Origin of the sequence: Gluconacetobacter entanii (assembly GCF_013155425.1) — a bacterium.
Taxonomy (GTDB): domain Bacteria; phylum Pseudomonadota; class Alphaproteobacteria; order Acetobacterales; family Acetobacteraceae; genus Novacetimonas; species Novacetimonas entanii.
Genome location: NZ_JABJWD010000020.1, coordinates 16,243 through 36,712, shown reverse-complemented (window position 1 = coordinate 36,712; position 20,470 = coordinate 16,243). Strand labels below are relative to the sequence as shown.

At 64.3% G+C, this 20,470-nt stretch carries 19 protein-coding genes; 7 read left to right on the top strand and 12 right to left on the bottom strand.

From position 1 onward, the window contains the following. The first annotated feature begins 195 nt into the window (after nucleotides 1-195). Entirely contained in the window at nucleotides 196-630 is a 435-nt protein-coding gene (locus HNH97_RS04605; protein WP_227744258.1) for an RrF2 family transcriptional regulator, read from the top strand. Nucleotides 631-753: 123 nt separating this feature from the next. Here the strand turns inward: HNH97_RS04605 and HNH97_RS04600 are convergent, their stop codons facing one another. The 3 genes from HNH97_RS04600 to HNH97_RS04590 form a co-directional block, all read right to left on the bottom strand. Beyond that, a complete protein-coding gene (locus HNH97_RS04600) occupies nucleotides 754-1,905 on the bottom strand; it encodes an SMP-30/gluconolactonase/LRE family protein (protein WP_171790040.1) in 1,152 nt (383 codons plus the stop codon). A gap of 311 nt (nucleotides 1,906-2,216) precedes the next feature. Beyond that, nucleotides 2,217-2,756: a DUF1269 domain-containing protein gene (locus HNH97_RS04595; protein ID WP_171790039.1), complete on the bottom strand. Its 540-nt coding sequence runs from the start codon at nucleotides 2,754-2,756 to the stop codon at nucleotides 2,217-2,219. A gap of 216 nt (nucleotides 2,757-2,972) precedes the next feature. Next, a complete protein-coding gene (locus HNH97_RS04590) occupies nucleotides 2,973-3,161 on the bottom strand; it encodes a hypothetical protein (protein ID WP_216657527.1) in 189 nt (62 codons plus the stop codon). A 659-nt stretch (nucleotides 3,162-3,820) separates the two neighbouring features. Between HNH97_RS04590 and HNH97_RS04585 the strand changes: the two genes are divergently transcribed. Further along, on the top strand, nucleotides 3,821-6,145 hold the full coding sequence (locus HNH97_RS04585; RefSeq protein WP_407716822.1) for a TonB-dependent siderophore receptor: 2,325 nt from the start codon (nucleotides 3,821-3,823) through the stop codon (nucleotides 6,143-6,145). Between the two features lie 102 nt (nucleotides 6,146-6,247). Continuing rightward, nucleotides 6,248-7,696, top strand: a complete 1,449-nt coding sequence (fumC, locus tag HNH97_RS04580) for a class II fumarate hydratase (protein ID WP_171790036.1) — start codon at nucleotides 6,248-6,250, stop codon at nucleotides 7,694-7,696. An 83-nt stretch (nucleotides 7,697-7,779) separates the two neighbouring features. Here fumC and HNH97_RS04575 read toward each other — a convergent pair whose 3' ends face one another. The 4 genes from HNH97_RS04575 to HNH97_RS04560 all read right to left on the bottom strand — a co-directional run bounded on the left by HNH97_RS04575 (nucleotide 7,780) and on the right by HNH97_RS04560 (nucleotide 10,726). Continuing rightward, complete coding sequence (locus tag HNH97_RS04575; RefSeq protein WP_171790035.1) at nucleotides 7,780-8,973, bottom strand: SMP-30/gluconolactonase/LRE family protein; 1,194 nt, start codon at nucleotides 8,971-8,973, stop codon at nucleotides 7,780-7,782. A 145-nt stretch (nucleotides 8,974-9,118) separates the two neighbouring features. After that, a complete protein-coding gene (locus HNH97_RS04570; RefSeq protein ID WP_110914051.1) occupies nucleotides 9,119-9,454 on the bottom strand; it encodes an antibiotic biosynthesis monooxygenase family protein in 336 nt (111 codons plus the stop codon). Between the two features lie 43 nt (nucleotides 9,455-9,497). Then, complete coding sequence (locus HNH97_RS04565) at nucleotides 9,498-10,256, bottom strand: SDR family NAD(P)-dependent oxidoreductase (protein WP_171790034.1); 759 nt, start codon at nucleotides 10,254-10,256, stop codon at nucleotides 9,498-9,500. 113 nt (nucleotides 10,257-10,369) lie between these two features. Then, nucleotides 10,370-10,726, bottom strand: a complete 357-nt coding sequence (locus HNH97_RS04560) for a YidB family protein (RefSeq protein WP_110914072.1) — start codon at nucleotides 10,724-10,726, stop codon at nucleotides 10,370-10,372. Between the two features lie 286 nt (nucleotides 10,727-11,012). Here HNH97_RS04560 and HNH97_RS17840 point away from each other — a divergent pair, with 286 nt between their 5' ends. Beyond that, entirely contained in the window at nucleotides 11,013-11,351 is a 339-nt protein-coding gene (locus tag HNH97_RS17840) for a hypothetical protein (RefSeq protein WP_227744259.1), read from the top strand. 167 nt (nucleotides 11,352-11,518) lie between these two features. On the opposite strand, the gene HNH97_RS04550 is transcribed toward HNH97_RS17840, so the two are convergent. Beyond that, nucleotides 11,519-11,866, bottom strand: coding sequence for a DUF3147 family protein (locus HNH97_RS04550; RefSeq protein WP_171790033.1), 348 nt, complete (start codon nucleotides 11,864-11,866; stop codon nucleotides 11,519-11,521). Nucleotides 11,867-11,967: 101 nt separating this feature from the next. Between HNH97_RS04550 and HNH97_RS04545 the strand changes: the two genes are divergently transcribed. After that, nucleotides 11,968-13,455 carry a cryptochrome/photolyase family protein gene (locus tag HNH97_RS04545; protein WP_171790032.1) on the top strand — a complete coding sequence of 496 codons (1,488 nt, stop codon included), beginning with the start codon at nucleotides 11,968-11,970 and terminating at the stop codon, nucleotides 13,453-13,455. 17 nt (nucleotides 13,456-13,472) lie between these two features. Here the strand turns inward: HNH97_RS04545 and HNH97_RS04540 are convergent, their stop codons facing one another. Next, entirely contained in the window at nucleotides 13,473-14,375 is a 903-nt protein-coding gene (locus HNH97_RS04540; RefSeq protein WP_171790031.1) for an ion channel, read from the bottom strand. A 110-nt stretch (nucleotides 14,376-14,485) separates the two neighbouring features. After that, nucleotides 14,486-14,953, bottom strand: coding sequence for an Lrp/AsnC family transcriptional regulator (locus HNH97_RS04535; protein ID WP_110914048.1), 468 nt, complete (start codon nucleotides 14,951-14,953; stop codon nucleotides 14,486-14,488). Between the two features lie 112 nt (nucleotides 14,954-15,065). On the opposite strand from HNH97_RS04535, the gene HNH97_RS04530 reads away from it, so the two are divergent. Next, nucleotides 15,066-16,022, top strand: coding sequence for a DMT family transporter (locus HNH97_RS04530; RefSeq protein ID WP_171790030.1), 957 nt, complete (start codon nucleotides 15,066-15,068; stop codon nucleotides 16,020-16,022). Between the two features lie 16 nt (nucleotides 16,023-16,038). Here the strand turns inward: HNH97_RS04530 and HNH97_RS04525 are convergent, their stop codons facing one another. Together HNH97_RS04525 and HNH97_RS04520 are read right to left on the bottom strand one after the other, a co-directional pair. Continuing rightward, on the bottom strand, nucleotides 16,039-16,176 hold the full coding sequence (locus HNH97_RS04525) for a hypothetical protein (RefSeq protein ID WP_171790029.1): 138 nt from the start codon (nucleotides 16,174-16,176) through the stop codon (nucleotides 16,039-16,041). Between the two features lie 14 nt (nucleotides 16,177-16,190). After that, complete coding sequence (locus HNH97_RS04520) at nucleotides 16,191-17,915, bottom strand: ABC transporter ATP-binding protein/permease (RefSeq protein WP_110914046.1); 1,725 nt, start codon at nucleotides 17,913-17,915, stop codon at nucleotides 16,191-16,193. Between the two features lie 298 nt (nucleotides 17,916-18,213). On the opposite strand from HNH97_RS04520, the gene HNH97_RS04515 reads away from it, so the two are divergent. Further along, complete coding sequence (locus HNH97_RS04515; RefSeq protein WP_171790028.1) at nucleotides 18,214-20,391, top strand: EAL domain-containing protein; 2,178 nt, start codon at nucleotides 18,214-18,216, stop codon at nucleotides 20,389-20,391. Nucleotides 20,392-20,470: the final 79 nt, after the last annotated feature.

Here is a 20,470-nt window from a genome sequence, read left to right as displayed (position 1 = left end):
CATGCATCTGCCCCAATCCTGCCCCGTTATGGCCGTACAGTCCGGCTTCATGGGTCCGCAGGCAGATGCGCATACAGGCCGCCAGGGTTATAAGAGACTGGTCTAATGTGTTGTCTGTTTGCAGATTTTATATAAAAGTGAAACTGGCGACCCGACGTCGCAGGATCAGTCATTGCGTGCGAGATGCAAAATTAGATGCAGCTTTCCCTACACACAGACCATGCAGTGAAATTCCTTATCTGCATGACGCGATATTCCAGCAGGTCGGCCAGTGTTCAGGACATATCGGGCAGGTGCGGCCTGTCGGCCCAGGAAGTCGCCGGGGTCCTGCACGACCTGGACCGCTGCGGCCTGATCGAACGGTCCACCGCCGGGGATGGGCTGCTGCGCCTGCGCAAGGATCCCGCGCGGGTGCGTGTCGGCGATGTCATCCGCTGTATCGAGGCCGCACGCCCCGCCACCCGGCAGCCCGGCGCCTTTGCACAGATGTTCGACATGGCGCATGCGGCCTTCATGGAGGCGCTGAACGATTATTCCCTGTCGGATATCGCCCACCTGTCTGGCGGGGAGGTCGCACGTACCGGCTTTCCCACGGGTGCGTTTGGCGTCTCCGTCATGGTGCCGGGATAGATAGGCGCGCCTCCATCTGGCGGATAACGGCAGATTGGGGTCGAAAAAGCGTCGAAAGGCACCGCCTTTCCCGATCATGAAGGCAGAGCCCGGGATGTTTATCCGTTTTCCTGCAAAGTCCCCCTACCGCACGGGCCTGAGATGCAGGTCCATGCGGTAGATCGCAACCGGCAGGTTCAGGTGCGACCTGCCATCGCGTTCGAACGTGGCCGTGCGGTTCAACTGCACGGCGGGGATCCATAGCGCGCCATCATGGGCGATCCACATGGCATCGGCCCAGACCAGTCGCCTGTCCGCCACCAGTGTCGAGACCTGTCCCCCCGGCGTAATGCGCAGGATCCGCAAAAGGTTCGTGTCGGACACATACAGGTTGCCGTCCCCGTCAATGGCCGTGCCGCCGGTGGTGGGCGTGTCGTGGAACAGGCGCACCTGTTTCTCCAGCGCGGCGGGCGACAGTCCCGCATCCTCCAGCGCTGCGGTGGGGACGACCCACATGGGGCCGGAACTTGGCTGGAAATACAGCTTCGTCCCGTCGGGGGAGACCTCAAGCTGATCCGCATGGACGCGCGCGGGCCTGCCGTTGCTGATCAGCAGTTGTCCTTCGGCATACATCGGGCGTTCATCGGTGGTGGAGCGCGCATGTTCCAGCACCCGCCGCTGCCGCCCGGTGTTCATGTCCACCACCACCAGTCCCGGATCACCCGCATCCGTCAGGAACAGGGTGGAACCATGGAAACGCAGGTCGTCGATATAGGTATGTGGCGTGCTGGCGCCGGCAAGGCTGATGGTGCGGGTGACCTGCCCGGTCGCGATGTCGATGACCACCAGCTTGGCCTTGGCCCCGGTGGGGGGATTGGGCGCGCCGCCGACATTGGCCTCCCCTGAATCCACGACCCACAGCTTCCCGTCGGGGCCGATGCGGATCGCGTTGACGCGCACGAACGCATGGTCGTTGTCATGCGACGTGGCCCAGTCGTTCCATTTCGCATCGGGATAGGGACGGGCCGTGCCATCGGGGGCCAGTTCGGCCACCGTCGGCCCCGGCGTGTCACCCCCGCCCCAGTAAGGGAAGGAAACGAACACCCGCCCGTCATCCGATACGGTCACCGCGTTCATCACCCGTCGGGAGGTATAGGCGACCTTCAGCGCGGGGGATTCGGTGCGTGTCGGGGTGGCGGCGCCAGCCTGCGGCAGGCCACCGCCCAGACACAGCGCAAGGCCCAGCAGTGCGGGCAGGCGGGGACGGAGGTGGCCGGTGGGGCGGAACAGGCGCATGCGGTTTCCTCGGGCGGTGGTGGGAAATCATCCTATCATCCCGCTCCCGCGCCTGCTCATCAACGATATGTGGGCGCGGGAGCGCGGCCCATGGCCATCACGTCATGGGAAGGCCATGGTTTCCAAGGAGCAATGCCCTTTGGCGGGTTTCAGGGCAGCATCCCGCGCGTCCCCCACGACATTTCAGGCCCGGCCCATACGCATTCAGGGGCGTTTTGCTGGAAAAACCGCAAAAAGAATGCCGCCTTTTAAAAAAGGCGGCATCCGAAAACGCTCATTCCATATTTTCAGAAACACGGGCGTGGCCGCGTTCAGGCCGCCGGCGTGGTCTTCGCCGCGACTTCGCCCAGTGCCGCGCGCAGCTTTTCCTCGTCGGCGGGGGACAGGGAGGTCTGCAGGATGCGGGCATGGCCCTTGAACTGCTTCAGGTCCGCCAGAACCTTCTCAGGCTGCGACTTGCGCACCAGGATGAACAGGGCGGAGGTGTTGACCGGGATCGTCGCTCCCAGTGACTTGATGAACTTGTCATCAATGCCGTAATCGCTCATGGAGCCAGCCAGCGCACCCGCGCCCGCGCCCACGACGCTGCCCGCGACGAACCCGGCCAGCGGGTTGAGGAACAGAAGCCCCACCAGCGCGCCCCAGAACCCGCCGGAGAACAGGCCATAGGATGCGCCCACCTTCTCCAGGTTCACGGTCTGCTGCAGGTGGATCTTGCCCGCCGCGTCACGCACGACGACGACCGCGTCCTCCAGGTCCAGCAGGTATTCCTTTTCCAGCGCCTTGCATTCCGTCAGGGCGGCGGTGGCTTCGTCGATCGCGTCGAAACCGATGACAATCAGGTCGGACATTAATGTTTCCTCAGTCAGCTTGGGCTTGGGGAGCCAGCATACAGGGCATCCAGTGGATGCGATGTTGTAACACTACTGTATTCCCTCAAGGTTCCGTGACATTTTTCAGAATGGGAGCCTCCATGTGAATGCAGGTCTGCCCCCCTTGCGCCGGGACGGGGCCATCACGGGGGCATGGCCAGGGCCCATGATGCGCGTCCACTTCCGCCCATGCGCCTATTGCGGCAGTCCCTGATCGTATCCGCCGCCTGCGGTGCCGCCCCGTTGCGTGGACTGCGTGCCCGATGCGGTCAGGGGCGATGCGGACGGGTCGCCATGGCGCGGTGCGATGCGTGGGTCAGGCCCCATGCACCCGGCCATCGCGATGATACAGGACAGGCAGAGGAGGAGGCGCGGCACGGACATGACGGTTCCCCGGATAATCCCGTCCCGATGCGCGAAACGCCGGGGGCGGGAAGTTCAGCGCCGATGATCTTGTGTCTTCTTTCATCCACACGGCATGGGATGCACGTTGCTGAACGCCCGCCCCGTGGCGGGGTTGCGTCGCGTGTCGTGGCGGCGGGCCATCATGATGGCCCGCCAATGATGTAAATAATTTTCATTCGCAAAGTAATGGGGCCGGCCCCATGTATGTCGTCATGATGGCATCGTGCGGGATGATGTCCTGTCCATGTCACCATGCATGATATTTTGTGCAGGAATCGTCCTGTATTGTCTATATACGGAAGAATATAGTTATTTCGAAAGTTCTGGCCGATATACATTCCAGAAAATTATGTGTCTTTACTGCAACAGTTGGTGCCGGTGCCGCCGCGCCTATGTAATCCCGAACAAAAGAAAGAAACGTTTGGTGCAGCTATGAAATTTATTTTCATGGCAGAGGACGGCCACCGGGACGGTTCGTAAAAAAATGCGGTACATATACGAACGAATATAGACATGCCGTAATCACGATTATATACGCCGGGATATCTTTTATCACAATTCTTTCAGAAGGTAGCCGCATGCGCACGGTCAAGAGGACGGCGATTTATGTTGTTTCGGCAGGACTGGGCCTGACCCCCATGGGCCTGTCGGCCGTTGCCGCCACCGTTGCGCAGCCTGCGTCCAAGGGGCCGTCCACCGGCCATGCCACCACCACGCAGGCCACCACCGCACAGGGCACCGCTGCGCAGGCCGCTCCCACGCAGGTTGCGCCGGGGCAGGAAGCCGTCGCCTCCACCGCCGTTGGTTCCGCCAATGCGGAGGACATGACCGTGATCGGCCACCGGCGCATGGCGTCTGGCGCTGCCGCCGATTACAACAAGAAGACGGCGAACCTCGGCCCGCTGGGCACGCGGCGCACGCTTGACACGCCGATGTCGATCATGACCGTCCCGCATGACGTGATCGTCAACCAGCAGGCGCGCAACGTCAACGACCTGATGCAGTACATGCCCTCGGTCCAGTTGGAAACCCGTGCCGATCCGGGTACCAGCCGTCCGCAGTCGCGCGGGTTCGAGGCGGACGTCATCTCCAACAGCCGCATCGACGGGCTGAACGCCTTTACCGTCACCCCGTATGCGGCGGAGCAGTTCGACAACGTGCAGGTCCTCAACGGGCTGGCCGGTGCGCTGTATGGGCCGCAGAACCCGGCGGGCACGTTCGAATATGGCCTGAAACGCCCGACGGATGAACGGATCAACCGCCTTGCGGTGGGCGTGGATTCCATCGGCACGCTGATGGAAAATGTCGATTCCTCCGGCCGGGTCGGCAAACATGGCTGGCTGGGCTACCGCATCAACCTGCTGCATGGCGATGGCACGTCCTATGTGCAGGACAGTTGGGTGCGCCGTAACCTCGTCAGTGCGGATTTCGACATCCATATCGACCACAACACGGTGCTGGAACTCGACGCCAGCCATTACACGTTCGATGAACGCGGCATGCCCGCGGGCATCAACCTTGCCGGGTACCACCTGCCCACCGCCCCCGACCTGGGCAAGCCGCACATGGGGCAGGACAATGCGGGCTTCAATTCCGAAAACAACGTGTTCCTCGCCAAGCTGAAGCACCGGATCAACGATAACTGGAGCTTCGTCATCGGCGGGCTGTACCAGGATTCCGGCCGTCAGGTGTTCGAGGCGGCGGACACCCTGATCGACAACAAGGGCGATTACAAGCAGGCGATGTCGGCGGCCACCACGGTCAATGACTTCAAGGTCGGCAGCAACATGGCCTATGTCAACGGGCGCGTGCATACCGGCTTCATCACGCATGACCTCGTGATCGGCACCAATGGCTACATGGAAGGCGGCTATAACCCGCTGAGCGGGCAGAGCTATACGGACATCAAGTCCGCCTCGCTCTACAACCCGGTGGGCCGCAACGTGCCGCAGCCCTATTATCACGGCAAGTATGAATCGCAGTATGTGCGTTACCAGTCGATGATCCTGGGCGACACGGTGCATTTCAACCGCCACTGGTCGGCAAGCGGCACGCTGGCGTGGAGCTGGCTGGACCAGGATTCGACCGGCACGATCGCGGGCAAGCCGACCACGTCGATCATCGACGGCTACACCGTCACGACCACGCACCTGTCAAAGGGCGCGACCAAGCATGCCCCCGATGTCGATGCGGCGTTCAGCCCGATGGCAAGCCTGGTGTACAAGCCCACCGACAACCAGACGGCCTATTTCACCTATGGCCGTTCGCTGCAGGCCGGGTCTTCGGTCTCGGCTGGCGCGCTGAATGACAATGAATATACCGCGCCCGTCCGCAGCGAGGAATTCGAGGTCGGGTACAAGTATATGTACCGCAACATGCAGTTCAACATCGCGGGCTTCCGCGCGACGCGCAGCTATTCCTTCATCGATCCCAAGACCGACATCTATGGCAATTACGGCACGCAGCGTAACTATGGCGTCGAATTCCAGGCAATGGGCCATATCACGCCGCGCCTGTCGGTCATCGGCGGCATGACATGGATCGATGCGCAGGTGCTCAACACCGGGACCGCCGCGACCTCCAACAAGCAGGCGGTGGGCGTCGCCCCGCTGCAGGCCAACGTGCTGCTGGATTACCGCGTTCCCTTCGCGCAGGGCTTTGCGCTGAACGGCCTCGCGGTCAATGCCAACGTCCATTACACGGGCCGTCGCGCGGCGGATGTCTACAACTCCACCTTTGCCGGGTCGTATGTGACGCTGGACATGGGCGTGCGCTATCCGTTCCGTGCGGGCAAGCATCCGTGGATGGCGCGTTTCGGCGTGACCAATGTTGCCAACGAACGGTACTGGTCGTCGGTCTATAACGGCACGGCCGAAGGTACGTCGGTCACCACCGCAGGCACCAGCGCCGCCTATGCCGGCATGCCGCGTGCCTATCACTTCACGCTCGAAGCGGATTTCTGATCCGCTGTTTCCCCCGCGCACCGGCTTGTGATGGTGCGTGGGGGCGTATCGGGCGGCAGGCGTTCCCATATTTCCTGAAAACCACAGGAAGGAACGTCCCCCATGACCCAGCCGCCGAAACTGATCGACTGTCCCATTGGCATCAAGGCCACCGGCCTGCGTCGCGAACGTGATTCGATGGGTGACATCGACGTCCCCGCCGACCATTACTGGGGTGCGCAGACGCAGCGCAGCCTTGTGCATTTCTCCATCGGCCGCGACCACATGCCGATCGAGGTCTGCCATGCCTATGGCATCGTGAAGAAGGCGGCGGCGCTGGTGAATGCCGCCGATGGCCGCCTGCCGCAATGGAAGGCCGACGCCATCTGCCGTGCCGCCGACGAGGTCGCAAGTGGCGCGCTGGATAGCGAATTCCCCCTGTTCGTCTGGCAGACCGGATCGGGCACGCAGACCAACATGAACGTCAACGAGGTGATCGCCAACCGTGCGATCCAGCTTCTGGGGGGTGTGCTGGGGTCCAAGACCCCGGTCCATCCCAATGATGACGTGAATATGGGACAGTCGAGCAACGATTCCTTTCCCACCGCCATGCATGTCGCCACCCTGCTGGAAATCGACGACCGCCTGATGCCGCGTGTGGAGGAACTGATTGCCGCCCTGCGCGCCAAGGCGGAGGAATGGCATGACGTGGTCAAGATCGGGCGCACGCACCTGCAGGATGCGGTGCCGCTGACGGTGGGACAGGAATGGTCCGGCTGGGCGTGCCAGTTGGAGGACGCGCTGGATGCGGTAAAGGCCGCGCGTGGCGGCGTGCTGCAGCTTGCGGCGGGGGGGACCGCGGTGGGCACGGGCCTGAATGCACCGCCGGGATTCAGCCATGCCATCGCGCAGCGGATTGCGGCCCTGACGGGGCGGGAATTCGTCACCGCGCCCAACAAGTTCGCGGCCCTTGGCGGGCTGGACGCGATGGTGCGGGTGTCGGCCGCGCTGCGCGGGGTGGCCGTGGCGCTGATGAAGATCGCCAACGACATGCGCTGGCTTGGCTCCGGCCCGCGCTGTGGCCTGGGGGAACTGCACCTGCCGGAAAACGAACCCGGCTCATCCATCATGCCCGGCAAGGTCAACCCGACCCAGTGCGAGGCGATGGTGATGATCTGCACGCAGGTCATGGGCAATGACGCCACCGTGGCCTTTGCCGGAAGCCAGGGGCAACTGGACCTGAACGTGATGCGTCCGGTGATCGTGGCCAACGTGATCCATGCAATCCGCATCCTTGCCGACGGGTGCCACAATTTCCGTGTGTTCTCGGTGGAGGGGACGCGCCTGAACCTCAAGCGCATCCGCCAGTATGTCGAAGGATCGGTCATGCTGGTCACCGCGCTGAGTCCCGAAATCGGCTATGACAATGCCTCCGCCATTGCGCACCGGGCGATGGAGCAGGACATTACCCTGCGCGAGGCCGCGCTGGCGTCGGGACTGGTGGACGGGGCGACGTTCGACCGTCTGGTCAACCCGATGGCGATGGTCGGGCATGGGGTTGGCGGGGCATAGGCAGACACTCGGGGGCTTTGCCCCCGAACCCCCACCAAAGGGCATTGCCCTTTGGAAACCAGGACTTTTAGCGAATCAGGTTGTCAGGACAGGCCCGCGCCCTGCGTATTGACCACCAGTGTAAACAGCGCATCGGCCGCGCACATGAACAGGGTGTCGCGCTTTGGCCCGCCGAACGTCAGGTTCGACACCCCGCGCGGCAGGCGCAGCCGTCCGATCATGCGCCCGGCGGGGCTGTAGACCACGACGCCGCACAGGCCGAGCGGCCCGCCCGCGCCGCACCACAGGTTGCCGAAGATGTCCGCGCGCATGCCATCCGGTCCCAACTGGTGCCCGTCGAGCATCATGTCAGCGAACACGCGGCCATTGCGCACGTCCCCGTCCTTCAGGTCATAGGCATGGATGCGCTGGTCCCCGCCGGGGCCGTCCTGTCCCGGTCCCGCGCCGCTGGAAATCACGTAAAGGATGCTGCCATCAGGCGAAAAGCACAGCCCGTTCGGCCCCGCAAGCTGCTGCTGCGTCAGGACGGCGCGCAGTTCGCCGGTGTGCGGGTCGATGCGAAAGACATGGTCGTCCTGCCGCGCATGGCCTGCGAACTGGGCCACGACCTCCCCGTCCATGGCCCAGCGTTCGCGGCCCATGCGGTTGGCACGTCCCCCCGGCGCGTCGGGGTGGCCTTCGACGATGGTGTCGCCATATCCGGGGTCGGTGAACCAGATGCCGCCATCGGGATGGACCACGACGTCGTTGGGGGAATTGAGCGGCGCGCCCTGGTACCGGTCCGCCAGCACGCTGCACGACCCGTCATGTTCCCAGCGCACGACCCGCCGCATGCCGTGTTCGCAACTGATCAGGCGGCCTTCGGCATCGAACGTATTGCCGTTGCTGTTGTAGGAATAGTCACGAAAGACCGAAACCGTCCCCGTCTCCCACAGGTAACGGTACTGCTGCGCGCGGATCGTGTCACTCAGCAGCAGGAAACGTCCCTGCGTGCTCCACGCCGGACCTTCCAGCCAGTCGCCACCCCGCCATGCCAGCCGGATATTGGCGTTGCCATAGACAAGGTTGGAAAATGACGGGTCAATCGCAAGGATATCCGGATCCGGCAGGTAGGGCGCCGGGGCATGCGGCCCCCACTGCCGCGGCGGGGTGGTGACCACGCTGGACGGTTGCGCCAGCGGGGCGGGCGTGCCGGCCCGTGCGCGCGCCGTCATCAGTCCCGCCGCCGTGACCCCGCCAAGGAGGAGGCTGCGACGTGACAGGGCGGCTGGGGACATGGCGATGGGTTCCTGTGGTCCGGGAAAGGAGACGGAACCCGTGGCCCCGCGCAGGGGCCGATCATACGGGATGCGCGCGGGCATGGAAACGTAACATTCCGCGTGCCGCGCGCAAATGTGACAGGATGGGGCGGGGCCTGTGGCCTCAGCCCTCGCCGTCGGGCATGCGCGCGACGATGTTCTGTACCACATCGAAGCCTTCGAATACGGGCGGGCCGATCATCAGCGGTTTCTTCGTGCCCGCGCTGGCGTGGGCAGCGCGGAATTCGTCCGAACGGGTCCAGTTTTCAAATGCGGCGCGGGACTGCCAGATGGTGTGGGAGGCATACAGGATGTAGTCGTCGTGACGCGGACCGGCGAGTAGCTGGAAGCTGATGAAGCCGGGCACGGTATGCAGGTGGACTTCGCGCCCCAGCCAGCGTTCGCGAAAGGCGTCCTCGTTTTCGGGGGGAATGCGGAATCTGTTCATGGCAATATACATGTGCTGCGATCTCCTCGGGATGGCTGCAATGGGTGGCAGTGTATCAGCGTCCGCCCGAAACTGTCATGATGCTGCCGGTCATGTACGAAGATGCGGGGGAGATCAGGAACAGCACCGCCTGCGCGATTTCGTCGGGATGGCCGGTGCGGCCCATCGGCACGACCTTGTCCACCAGGGCCTCGGTTTCCGGGGGGACCATGTCGGTCGCCGTCAGGCCGGGGGCGACGGCGTTGACGCGCACGCCCTCCCGCGCGACCTCGTTGGCCAGTCCGCGCGTGAAGGTCTCGATCGCGGCCTTGGTCGCGGCATAGGGGACCAGTCCCGGCAGGCCGCCCAGGCGCGCCGCGACCGAGGACAGGTTGACGATGCTGCCGCCCTGTCCGCCATGGCGCGTGGACAGGCGGCGCACGGCCTCGCCCGCCGCCAGCATGCTGCCACGCACGTTGATGTCGAACAGGGCGTCGAGTGTTTCGGCCGTCTGTTCATCCACGCGGACCTTCGTCCCCGTGACGCCTGCATTGTTGACCAGTCCGCCCAGCGGGCCGAGTTCGCGCGTGGCGCGGTCGAACAGGGCGGTGATCTGCGCCGGGTCGGCCACGTTCGCGGCAATCGCCACGGCATGGCCCCCCTGTGCGCGGATGCTGGCGGCCAGTTCCTCCGCCGGGGCGGCGGTGTGGCTGTAGTTGATCGCCACGGGATAGCCATGGGACGCCAGCAGGCGGCAGATCGCATGGCCGATGCCACGGCTGCCTCCCGTCACGATGATGGCCCTCTTGTCGTGTTGGGTGTCGGTGGTGGTCATGGTCGTCTCCGTGATGCGTCGGTCCGTCGTGTGACGCATACGGTCGCGTCAATGACCCCGCCGCGCAAGGGGGATGGCTGCATCCCACCTGCCCCATTTTCCCATGCGCGCCGTCAGCCATCCAGCCGCGACAGGTGGGGCAGCAGGTCCGCCAGTCCCGCGATGGTCGCCGCGTGTGACAGTCCCGTCTGGCGGGAAAAATGGTCGATCACGTCGGCGGGCAGCAGCTTTGTCACGACGTCCGCCTGCGTCGGCGCGGGGGAGGGGGCGGCCTCCCACTGCCGCACGGTCGGCTCCAGCCCTTCGTTGCGGGCGCGTTCATGCAGGATGCGGCGTCCGGTGCCGTTGCGTGCGCCCATATATTCGATCATCGCGCTCATCAGGCCGGACTTGTCCGTCCGTGCGCCCGTCAGGACGTCCGCAACCTTGCCTGCCGCATTCCCCAGTTGAGTGGCTGTTTCGTTGGCCATGATGCCGTTCCTTTCGGTGCTGGTTGTGGTGTGGGGTGTCAACGCAGGCAGGCGGGGATGCGTATCATCACAGATAAATGATGTTATTTCCTGGATTTTCACGTAATAATCGGGAAACTTTTCGACATGTTCCGCGTTGGACACACGTCCCGCCGCGCCCCGGATGGCGGTCCGGCCCATGTTGTCGCGTCGCATTGCGCCGCCTGCCGCGCACCGGGACCTCCATCGCGCATGCCCCATTTCAGGCCCGTTTTCCACGGCCCATTTTTTCAAGGAGGATCAAGACATGCTGCGTCATCATGAAACCGGACATCACGACCTGCGCATCATGGCGTGCGCACTCGTCACGATGTTCTGGGGCATGACGCAGGCCCTGCCCGCCCACGCCGCCGCCGGGCGGGAGGACCAGGCATCGGCGTGCAAGAAGGACGTCTTCAGGCTGTGTTTCATGGACATCCCCAATGAACAGTTGATGGAGGAATGTCTTGAAAGCAAGCTCGACAAGCTTTCCCCGGGCTGTCGCGCGATGTTCGAGGAGCCGGAGAACACGCCCCAGGCCGCCCCTGTCGGGCAGAACGTGCAGGCCACGGTCCCGGCGCACGCATCCCCGCCTGCCTCCCCCTGACGGGGAAGGCGTCTGTCCGGACGGATATTTCTGAAAAAAGATGTATCCGAAAGGATATTTAAAAATATCGGATAGAATTTATAGAAGTTTCTGGTGCAGATTTTTTAAAAAGCTTCTGGGAACGCCACATTTCCCTAAAGGACACGGCATCCGGAAACTCCCGGTCCCTACAGGTTCACGCCCATGCGCGCGGCGCACCATGTGACCCCCATGTAAAGTACGGCGGTCAGCACGCATCCCATCAGCAGCGCGGGATAGAAACCGACCCCATGGCGCATCAGGTACGGGATCAGCAGGAACATCGGCAGCGACGGGATGACGTACCAGAATGTCGCCTCCACATGGGTTTCCATGCGGACCGGATCCTTTGTTTCCGCCCACAGCCACAGCATCCCGAACACCGAGATCAGCGGCAGCGATGCGACCAGCGCGCCAAGGGCGGGATAACGCCGCGCAATGGTGGAGACGAGGGCGATGATAAGTCCCGACAGGACAGTCTTGAACATGAAGAACATGGGCGCGCGCCGGTTATCCAGAAAAGAGGGCAGGTTTTACTTGCAACGGTTTGCAAGGGTATAGCACACCGGCAGGTCCTGCCATCACTGCCGGAATGGACATGCCCCGATCTTCCCCGCCCCCGACTTCCCCTGCCGAGACACCCTGCGCTACCGCGCCCGTCATCGTCTGGTTTCGTGACGACCTGAGGCTGGCGGACAACCCGGCCCTGTCACATGCCGTCGCATCGGGGCGGCCGGTGCTGTGCCTGTTCGTGCATGACCCGGGCCATGCGTTCGCGCGTGCGCTGGGCGGGGCGGCGCAATGGTGGCTTGATGGGGCCTTGCGCGCGCTGCGGGCGGACCTTGTGCGGGTGGGGGCGGTGCTGCATGTGGCGCGCGGTGATGCCGCAACGCTGGTGCCGCAACTGGTGGCGCAGGCGGGTGCGGCGGAAATCGTGTGGAACCGCCGTTATGATCCCGTGGGCCGCGAAACCGATACCGCCATCAAGGCCGTCGTGAAGGAAGCGGGTGTTGCGGCCCACAGCTTTGCCGCCGGCGTGCTGCATGAACCATGGACGGTACGCACCCGCACGGGCGATGCGTTCCGGGTCTATACCGCGTGGTGGCGTGCCGCGCGTGCGATGGGCGAACCGCTTCCGCCCCTGCCCGCGCCTGCGCAGGTTCCCGCGGCCCCGCCCCCCGCCGCGTGGGCGGAACAGTGCGTGGGGATTGACGCGCTTGGCCTGTGCCCGGTGGCCCCCGACTGGGCCGGGGGACTGCGCGCGGCATGGCAACCGGGGGAGGCACGGGCGCGCGAACGCCTGCACGGCTTCGTCCACGATGGTCTGGCGGGATATGGCGATGCGCGCGACCGGCCGGACCTGCCTGCGACGTCGCGCCTGTCGCCGGACCTGCGCTTTGGCCATGTCTCCCCCCGGCAGGTCTGGCACGAAGCCGTCGCGGCCGTGCGCGGGGGGGACGGGGCGGGTGAACAGGATTTGGGGAAATTCCTGTCGGAACTGGGATGGCGCGATTTCGCGGTGTCCCTGCTTTATGCGCAGCCTGAACTGGTATCGGGCAATTTCCGTACCGAATTCGATGCGATGCCATGGCGCGATGACACGGATGACCTGCGGGCGTGGCAGCAGGGGCGCACGGGCTACCCCATCGTGGACGCGGGCATGCGGCAGTTGTGGCACACCGGATGGATGCATAACCGGGTGCGCATGATCGTGGCGTCGTTCCTGACGAAACACCTGCTGATGGACTGGCGCGTGGGGGAGGCATGGTTCCGCGACACGCTGGTCGATGCTGATATCGCAAGTAATGTCATTAACTGGCAATGGGTTGCGGGATGCGGGGTGGATGCCGCGCCCTATTTCCGCGTGTTCAATCCCGTGCTGCAGGCGCAGAAATTCGACCCCGATGGCGCGTATGTGCGCAAATGGGTGCCCGAACTCGCGCCGTTGCCCACGTCATGTATCCACACCCCATGGACCTGCGATCCCGCGATCCGCAGGCGCGTGGCCTATCCATCGCCCATCGTGGACCTTCAGGGCGGACGGGCGCGCGCACTTGCGGCGTGGAAGGGCCTGTCAGGCGCGTAACGGGTGGATGGTGGGGGTCAGGCGCATTTTTCGAGGTCGTCGAAACGGGTGTAATCGACCGTGATGCTGCCATCGGGGTTGGTGTTGATGATGTCCACGAAATGGTGGTCATACAGCATCCGGTCGAACCCGTAGGCCGTGCGGGCGAACACCGACTGGCCGGAGGCCTCGTCCGTGCCGGTGATGGTGACGATGATCTCCGCCTCCTCCGCGCGCAGCATGTCCAGTGTTACGCCATGCAGGGGGCTGGACCCGTCAATCACATGCACCGGCAGGCACGCAAAGCGCAGGACCGGGATGTGGGACTGCCGCAGGGGCAGGGGCGCGAACTCCCGCGTGACATGGCCGTCAGGCTGCGGGATCAGGCGCGCGAGCGAGAATTCGATATCCGCGCTCAGGATCGGGCTGCGGCGGCAGTTGGCGACACGCACGTCGAGGTGGGGTGTCGCGTTGTCGTTGATGATGACGGCGCGCTTGCTGAACATGATGCGCGCGCGCGGGCGCGAAAACCGGGCAAAGACCAGGCCCGTCGCCACGGCGTTGATCATCATCCCGCCCAGCACCTCCGTCGTCGCCAGCAGGTTCGCCGTGCGGCCGACCGGGGCCATGACGCCATACCCCACGGTGGACAGGGTCTGGACGCTGAAGAAGAAGTAATCGAGGAAATCGCCCTGCCGCGCGCCGGACACCTGTGACCCCACCGCCATGTAGGCCAGCGCGAAGACCACGTTGATCCCGACATAGAACGCGATGGACCAGTACAGGAAACGGCTCCACCGTGCCGTCAGCGCATGGTGGTAGAAATCGGACCAGAACCGGTCCGCCTGTCCCACGCGCACGATGGTGTCATGGCCCCTGTCCTCCAGCACATGGGGATGGCGCGAGGCCATGGGGGATGGGGTGGGGGCAGGCTGGATCATGGGATGGGTCCCCGTGGCGCGACTATGACATAGTGTGTCATGGCTGGCGCCATCATGCCAGCCAGCCTTCGTGCCGGGGGCCCATGCAAATCCTGCGGGACAGGCGCAGGCTACAGCGGCACGCCGGTCCCGGTCTTTACACGGTCAAGCACGACCACGGTGTGATAGGAACGCACCAGTTCGTTGTCCGCCAGCAGGCGCGCGGTCCGTTCCTCGTAATCCTCCATGGACGGGACCAGCAGGATCAGGACGAACCCCGCCGTCCCGGTGACACAGTAACATTGCTGCACCTCGGGGGCGTCGCGGAAGAACGCCTTGACGGCCGACACCGTGGCCGAACGGTCATCCGTCAGCGTGACATTCACCAGCACGGTGATGGGAAAGCCCACGGCGGCCTGATCCACGATGGCGACGGTCCGGCGGATGATGCCCTCCTTCTGCATGCGTGCGATCCGGCGCTGCACGGCGGGGGGCGACAGGTTGACCCGGCGTGCGATTTCACGCTGTGGCTGGCCCGCATCTTCCTGCAGCAGGCGCACGATGGCCAGGTCATGTGGGTCCAGCCTGTGAGTGGACATTGCGCGTTCCTTCGGTTTCATGAGCGAAAATTGCACATCCCTTCCCAAAAAAGAGCACATCCCCCGGTATTCTCAAGTTATTTCCTTATGGTTACGAACTGTAAGGTACGCCATGGGCAACGAACGCAGACCCGTTGACGCACGGGCCACGACCATCATGGTCATGATGTGCGCGATCTGGGGCACGCAGCAGGTCATCATCAAACTGGCGGCGGCGTCCATGGCGCCGCTGCTGCAGGTGGGGGTGCGTTCGGGCATCTCGGCGGTGCTGGTCGCGCTGGTGGTGCTGTACCGGCGCGACCATGCGGCGCTGGCACGATGGACGCTGCGTGGCGGCGTGCTGGCGGGACTGCTGTTCGGGACGGAGTTCGTGCTGGTGGGGGAGGGACTGCGCCTGACCACGGCGTCGCATATCGCGATCTTCCTCTATACCGCGCCGATCTTCGCGGCGTTCGGCCTGGGGCTGTGCCTGCCGGAGGAGCGCCTTGCCCCGCTGCAATGGTGTGGCATCGGCCTGGCCTTTGCCGGGGTGGTGGCGTCCTTTGCCGGGCGTGGACCGGCGCCCGCGGGCAGCATGGCGTGGCTGGGTGACCTGCTGGGCATTGCGGCGGGTGCGGCCAGTGGCGCGACCACGACGGTCGTACGGGTGTCCGCCCTGTCACGCGCGCCCGCGTCGGTGACGCTGCTGTACCAGCTTGTGGGGGGATTCGTGCTGGCCACCGCTGCCGCCGTGATGATGGGCGAGGTCCGGGTCACATGGACGCCCGTGCTGGCGGCGGGGTTGCTGTATCAGAGCGTGATCGTCTCCTTCGCCAGTTATCTGGCGTGGTTTGCGCTGCTGCGGATCTACCTTGCCTCCCGCCTCGGGGTGATTTCCTTCATGGCGCCGGTGTTCGGGACGGTGTTCGGCGTAACGGTGCTGGGCGAGCAGTTGGATACCGCCTTCATCTGTGGCGCGGTGATGATCCTGGGGGGCATCGTGCTGGTCAGTGCGCAGGACCTGCTGCGTGGCGGGCGCAGGGCGCGGGCCATCCCGGACGGGGGCTGCATCACCGGGAACGGGACGTGATGGGCATTGATGTACCTCAAAGTACACTTTCCCCGGAAAGCTGTACCTGAAAAGTGGTTTCAGGCATGGCGCTGACAAACGGATAAAAGTTTTTGGGTGCCGCCTTTTTCCAAAAAGGCGGCGTTCCTTTGAAGCTTTTTGCAAAAAGCTTCACCAAAAACTCCTGATTTATGGAGACTGGAGCGTGATGCACGTGTCATGCGCCGCCAGCAGGGAGGCGCGGTGCGTGATCGAGACGATGGTGATGCCCGGACATTCCTGCCGCAGCAGGGCGTACAGCATGCCTTCCGCCGTGGCGTCGAGGCTGGAGGTCGATTCATCGAGGAAGACCCACGCCGGGCGCGCCACAAGGATGCGCGCGAAGGCAAGGCGCTGCTGTTCCCCCGGTGAAAGGGTCTGTCCCCACGGCGCTTCCTCGTCCAGCAGGGGAAGCAGGCGTTCCAGCCCCACCGCCGCAAGGGCCGTGCGCATGTGCGCATCGTCCACCTGCGTGTCGGCCATGGGATAGCATACGGCGCGGCGCAGGCTGCCCACCGGCAGGTAGGGGCGCTGCGGCACGAACATCATCGGGGTGTCGGGACGTTCGATTTCGCCGCGCGCGAAGGGCCAGATCCCGGCGATGACCCGGAACAGGGTCGATTTCCCCGTCCCCGACGGCGCGGAAATGACGGTCATGCCCCCATGGCGCAGTGTCATCGACACATGATCCAGCATGACCGTGCCATCGGGGCGCAGGACCGTCAGGTCACGCAGGACCATGTCCGCCCCGGCGGCGGCGGGAATGACGCGGCATTCCCCCTCCATCGCGCGGGCGCGGTCCATGACGCGCTGGAACGTCGCCAGTCGCGCGACCTCGGCATGCCATGTGGCCAGCGAGGCGTAGGAGGTCGAAAACCACCCCATCGCCCCCTGCACGCGCGAAAATGCCATGACCATCTGCATCAGCGTGCCGAACGTCATCTTGTTGGCGAAATAGCGGATGGAGCCGACGAGCAGGGCGAAATTGCCGGAGATGACCTCCAGCCCCGTCGTCAGCAGCCCCAGCATCCGCGTGCGGCGCATGATGGCGAGGAAATTGTCATAGACGGCGGAAAATGCGTGTTCCAGCCCGGCTTTCTCCTCCGCCTCGCCGCGGTACAGGGCGATTCCCTCGGCGTTGTCGCGCACATGTACCAATCCGTAACGCAGGTTGGCTTCCGTGCGCTGCTGCAGGAACTGCAGTCCCGCGAGGCGGTGCCCGACAAGGTGTGTGACCCATGTGGCAAAGACCGAATATACCAGCGCCGCCCAGAAGAAATAGCCCGGGATGGTGATCCCCAGCACCACCAGCGGCCCCGACAGCGTCCACAAAAGCCCGGCATAGCTGAACAGGGTGACGACATTGGTGACGAAGTTGACGAACTGCGTCAGCGTATCGCTGATGAAGCTGTTGATGTCCTCCTGTATGCGCTGGTCGGGGTTGTCGGCCCCGGCCTCCAGCCCCGAGGTGACAAGGGCGATGCGGTAATAGGTCTGGTTTTCCAGCCACTGCGCCGTCATCCGCCGCGTCAGCCACCGCCGCCAGCGCAACTGGAGCAGTTGCTGCAGGTACGGCAGGTACACCCCCATCAGCAGCGCGGGCGCGGCGACGGGGAAGAAACCGGGGATGATGGCGCCGCTTTCGCTACGCACGTACCAGAACAGGCCGCGCAGGAAGGTCTTTACGTCGCGCTGCTGCAGGGCGGTGTAATAGACGTTGCGCGCGAACGACTGCACCAGGTCGATTCCCACCAGCGAGAAGGTCAGCGCCAGCACGCCCAGCAGCAGCGCCCACGCGCGCCCGCGCTCCTCCGACATGAAATAGGGACGGGTCAGGTACCAGACATCTTTGAGCACGAGGCGTAAATGCTGCATGTTCCATGGTCCGCACGGCAGGGCAGGCAGGAGTGCACCGCCCGGCCTTCGTGTGTGTCACGAAGCGCGACGGGACTCAATCTCCATCACGCCGGCATGGCGGGGGTGGCGTTGCATTCTTGTATGAACCCCGCCAAGGGGATAAACGGTTAGGGAGAACCGGTTGAATGACCCTGTGCGGCGCACATGCGCGTATCGCTGTCCCCAAGTGTCGGCAATGTCGCAAAGCAGGGCGGTCATGGCCGTTTCTGGCCCGGATTCCCGTGCCGGCAGCGGATTGCAGAAGAAAAACGATGATATGACAACCTATACGCATTCTCCGGACCTGCAGCTTTCCGACCTCGCGCTCCAGCATATTCCCGAGGCGGTGGTCCTGATCAACGACCGGAACGACATCGTTTTCTATAATGACGCGGCACAGAGACTGTGGGGTCTCCCACGTGACGAGGTGATGGGCCAGAACGTGCGCTGCCTTGTGCCGCCCGCCTATCGCGCGGACCATGACGGCTTCATCGCCCGCCACCGGGAGGCGGGCAGCCACCATAATGTCGGCACCACCCGCGATGTGGAGTTCGTCAATGCCGGCGGCGAAGTGCGGCGCGGGCGGCTTTCGCTGTCGCAGGTGGTGCGTCCGGGCCTGCCGGGCATCTTCTACATGGGCGTCATGACCGACGTGACGCAGGAACGTAATGCCGAAAGCATCCTGCAACTGCGCAATGACCTGCTGCGCAGCCTGACAACCGAAAAGCTGCCCCTGGACCAGAGCGGGCAGTTCCTGTGCCAGCGTATCGAAAACACGGTGTCCGACTGCTGCGCGGTGCTGCTGCATCCGGGCGGGCGCGACGGGCGGATGGACGTGACCGCCACCACCACCCTGCCGCGGCGCATGCGCAACGCGCTGGCGACCTGCGTGCCCGACGCGGCGGCCGTGGCCTCCATGAAGGACGATCCCGCCGTTGCGGTGGACCTGGCATGGACGCGCCATGCGGTGCTGGCGCGCTCGTTCGGGTTCGACATGTGCGTCGCCGCCCCCGTCACCACCCATGACGGCACCCCGGCGGGCATCCTGGCGCTCTACCTGCGCGACAGCAGCGTGAAGGACTGGGCGCTGGCCGTCATGAAGGCCGCGACCCCGTTCTGCACGCTGGCGCTGGGGCGCGATGCGGCACGGCAGCGCATCTCCGAACTGTCGGAACGCGATACGCTGACGGGACTGCTCAACCGCTCCTCGCTCAACCGCTATATCGAGACGATGACATCGGACCGGCAGGATGCCGTCTTTACGGTCATGGTCCTCAACATCGACAGTTTCCGCGACATCAACAACGCGCTTGGCCACATCCACGCCGACAACTTCCTGCGGGAGGTGGCGAAGCGGCTGCAGAAGCTTTCGGCCGGGCGCTACATCATCAGCAGAAGCAGCGGGGACGAGTTCATCGTCGTCGTGCCCAACTGCCCCCGCGCGCTGGCGATGGACCAGGCGACGCGCATCATCCGCGCCATCGCCGAACCGATCGAGGTCGATGACAGCGCCATCACCCTGTCGGTATCCATCGGCATCGCGTGCTTCCCCGATGACGGGCCTGATGGCGAATCCCTGCTGGGCCATGCCGACGTGGCCCTGCAGCAGGCGAAGAACGAGGGGCGCGGCACCTACAAATTCGCGGATTCGAGCAAGAACCGCCTGGCGCAGGACCGCCTGCTTCTGGGCAGCGCGCTGCATGAGACCGTGTCCAAGGGGCTTTTGCACCTGTACTACCAGCCGCAGATCGACACGATGACGGGTGCGCTGTACGGGGTGGAGGCGCTGGCGCGGTGGCATCATCCCCACCTTGGCAACATCTTCCCCTCCCGCTTCATCGCGGTGGCGGAGGAAACCGGCCAGATCGCCGCCATCGGCCGGTGGTCCCTGCAGGAAGCCTGCCGCCAGATGGCGCAGTGGGACCGCGAGGGCATCCACGTGCCCACGGTTGCCGTCAACCTGTCCGCCGCGCATTTCGGCGATCACAGCGTCCCTGACTATATCGCCGGCCTGCTGCGGACCTATGACCTGACGCCTGACCGCCTGACGGTGGAGATCACGGAAAACGTCATGATGGAAAGCGGCAAGGCCACGCATGACGTGCTGCAGGCCATCCGCAATATCGGGGTGGGGCTGTCGATGGACGATTTCGGCACGGGCTATTCCTCCCTGTCGCGCCTGACGCGCCTGCCGCTGACGGAAATCAAGATCGACCGCAGCTTCATCAACGATTTCGAGCACGACACCAATGCGCAGGCCGTGACCACCGCCGTCATCGGCATCGGCAACCGCCTGGGCATGACGGTCGTGACCGAAGGGGTGGAAACCGTGCAGCAGCGGCAACTGCTTGAGGACCTGAAGTGCGATGTGATGCAGGGCTACCTGTTCGCCCGGCCGCTGCCCGCGGATGAACTGGAAAAATGGATCCGCACGCGTGAGGCGGCCGGGGCATAGGCCGGCCCTGCCGCCCGCGATGGGGCGCGGCCATACATATTTGGTAACATAATCTTGAGTCCGGCATCCCCCGATCATA

What these genes read in the sequence shown, in the direction of transcription:
- HNH97_RS04605 (WP_227744258.1), top strand. Translation starts at nt 196, where the DNA reads ATGCAGCTTTCCCTACACACAGACCATGCAGTGAAATTCCTTATCTGC.
- HNH97_RS04600 (WP_171790040.1), bottom strand. Translation starts at nt 1,905, where the DNA reads ATGCGCCTGTTCCGCCCCACCGGCCACCTCCGTCCCCGCCTGCCCGCA.
- HNH97_RS04595 (WP_171790039.1), bottom strand. Translation starts at nt 2,756, where the DNA reads ATGTCCGACCTGATTGTCATCGGTTTCGACGCGATCGACGAAGCCACC.
- HNH97_RS04590 (WP_216657527.1), bottom strand. Translation starts at nt 3,161, where the DNA reads ATGTCCGTGCCGCGCCTCCTCCTCTGCCTGTCCTGTATCATCGCGATG.
- HNH97_RS04585 (WP_407716822.1), top strand. Translation starts at nt 3,821, where the DNA reads ATGGGCCTGTCGGCCGTTGCCGCCACCGTTGCGCAGCCTGCGTCCAAG.
- fumC (WP_171790036.1), top strand. Translation starts at nt 6,248, where the DNA reads ATGACCCAGCCGCCGAAACTGATCGACTGTCCCATTGGCATCAAGGCC.
- HNH97_RS04575 (WP_171790035.1), bottom strand. Translation starts at nt 8,973, where the DNA reads ATGTCCCCAGCCGCCCTGTCACGTCGCAGCCTCCTCCTTGGCGGGGTC.
- HNH97_RS04570 (WP_110914051.1), bottom strand. Translation starts at nt 9,454, where the DNA reads ATGTATATTGCCATGAACAGATTCCGCATTCCCCCCGAAAACGAGGAC.
- HNH97_RS04565 (WP_171790034.1), bottom strand. Translation starts at nt 10,256, where the DNA reads ATGACCACCACCGACACCCAACACGACAAGAGGGCCATCATCGTGACG.
- HNH97_RS04560 (WP_110914072.1), bottom strand. Translation starts at nt 10,726, where the DNA reads ATGGCCAACGAAACAGCCACTCAACTGGGGAATGCGGCAGGCAAGGTT.
- HNH97_RS17840 (WP_227744259.1), top strand. Translation starts at nt 11,013, where the DNA reads ATGCTGCGTCATCATGAAACCGGACATCACGACCTGCGCATCATGGCG.
- HNH97_RS04550 (WP_171790033.1), bottom strand. Translation starts at nt 11,866, where the DNA reads ATGTTCTTCATGTTCAAGACTGTCCTGTCGGGACTTATCATCGCCCTC.
- HNH97_RS04545 (WP_171790032.1), top strand. Translation starts at nt 11,968, where the DNA reads ATGCCCCGATCTTCCCCGCCCCCGACTTCCCCTGCCGAGACACCCTGC.
- HNH97_RS04540 (WP_171790031.1), bottom strand. Translation starts at nt 14,375, where the DNA reads ATGATCCAGCCTGCCCCCACCCCATCCCCCATGGCCTCGCGCCATCCC.
- HNH97_RS04535 (WP_110914048.1), bottom strand. Translation starts at nt 14,953, where the DNA reads ATGTCCACTCACAGGCTGGACCCACATGACCTGGCCATCGTGCGCCTG.
- HNH97_RS04530 (WP_171790030.1), top strand. Translation starts at nt 15,066, where the DNA reads ATGGGCAACGAACGCAGACCCGTTGACGCACGGGCCACGACCATCATG.
- HNH97_RS04520 (WP_110914046.1), bottom strand. Translation starts at nt 17,915, where the DNA reads ATGCAGCATTTACGCCTCGTGCTCAAAGATGTCTGGTACCTGACCCGT.
- HNH97_RS04515 (WP_171790028.1), top strand. Translation starts at nt 18,214, where the DNA reads ATGACAACCTATACGCATTCTCCGGACCTGCAGCTTTCCGACCTCGCG.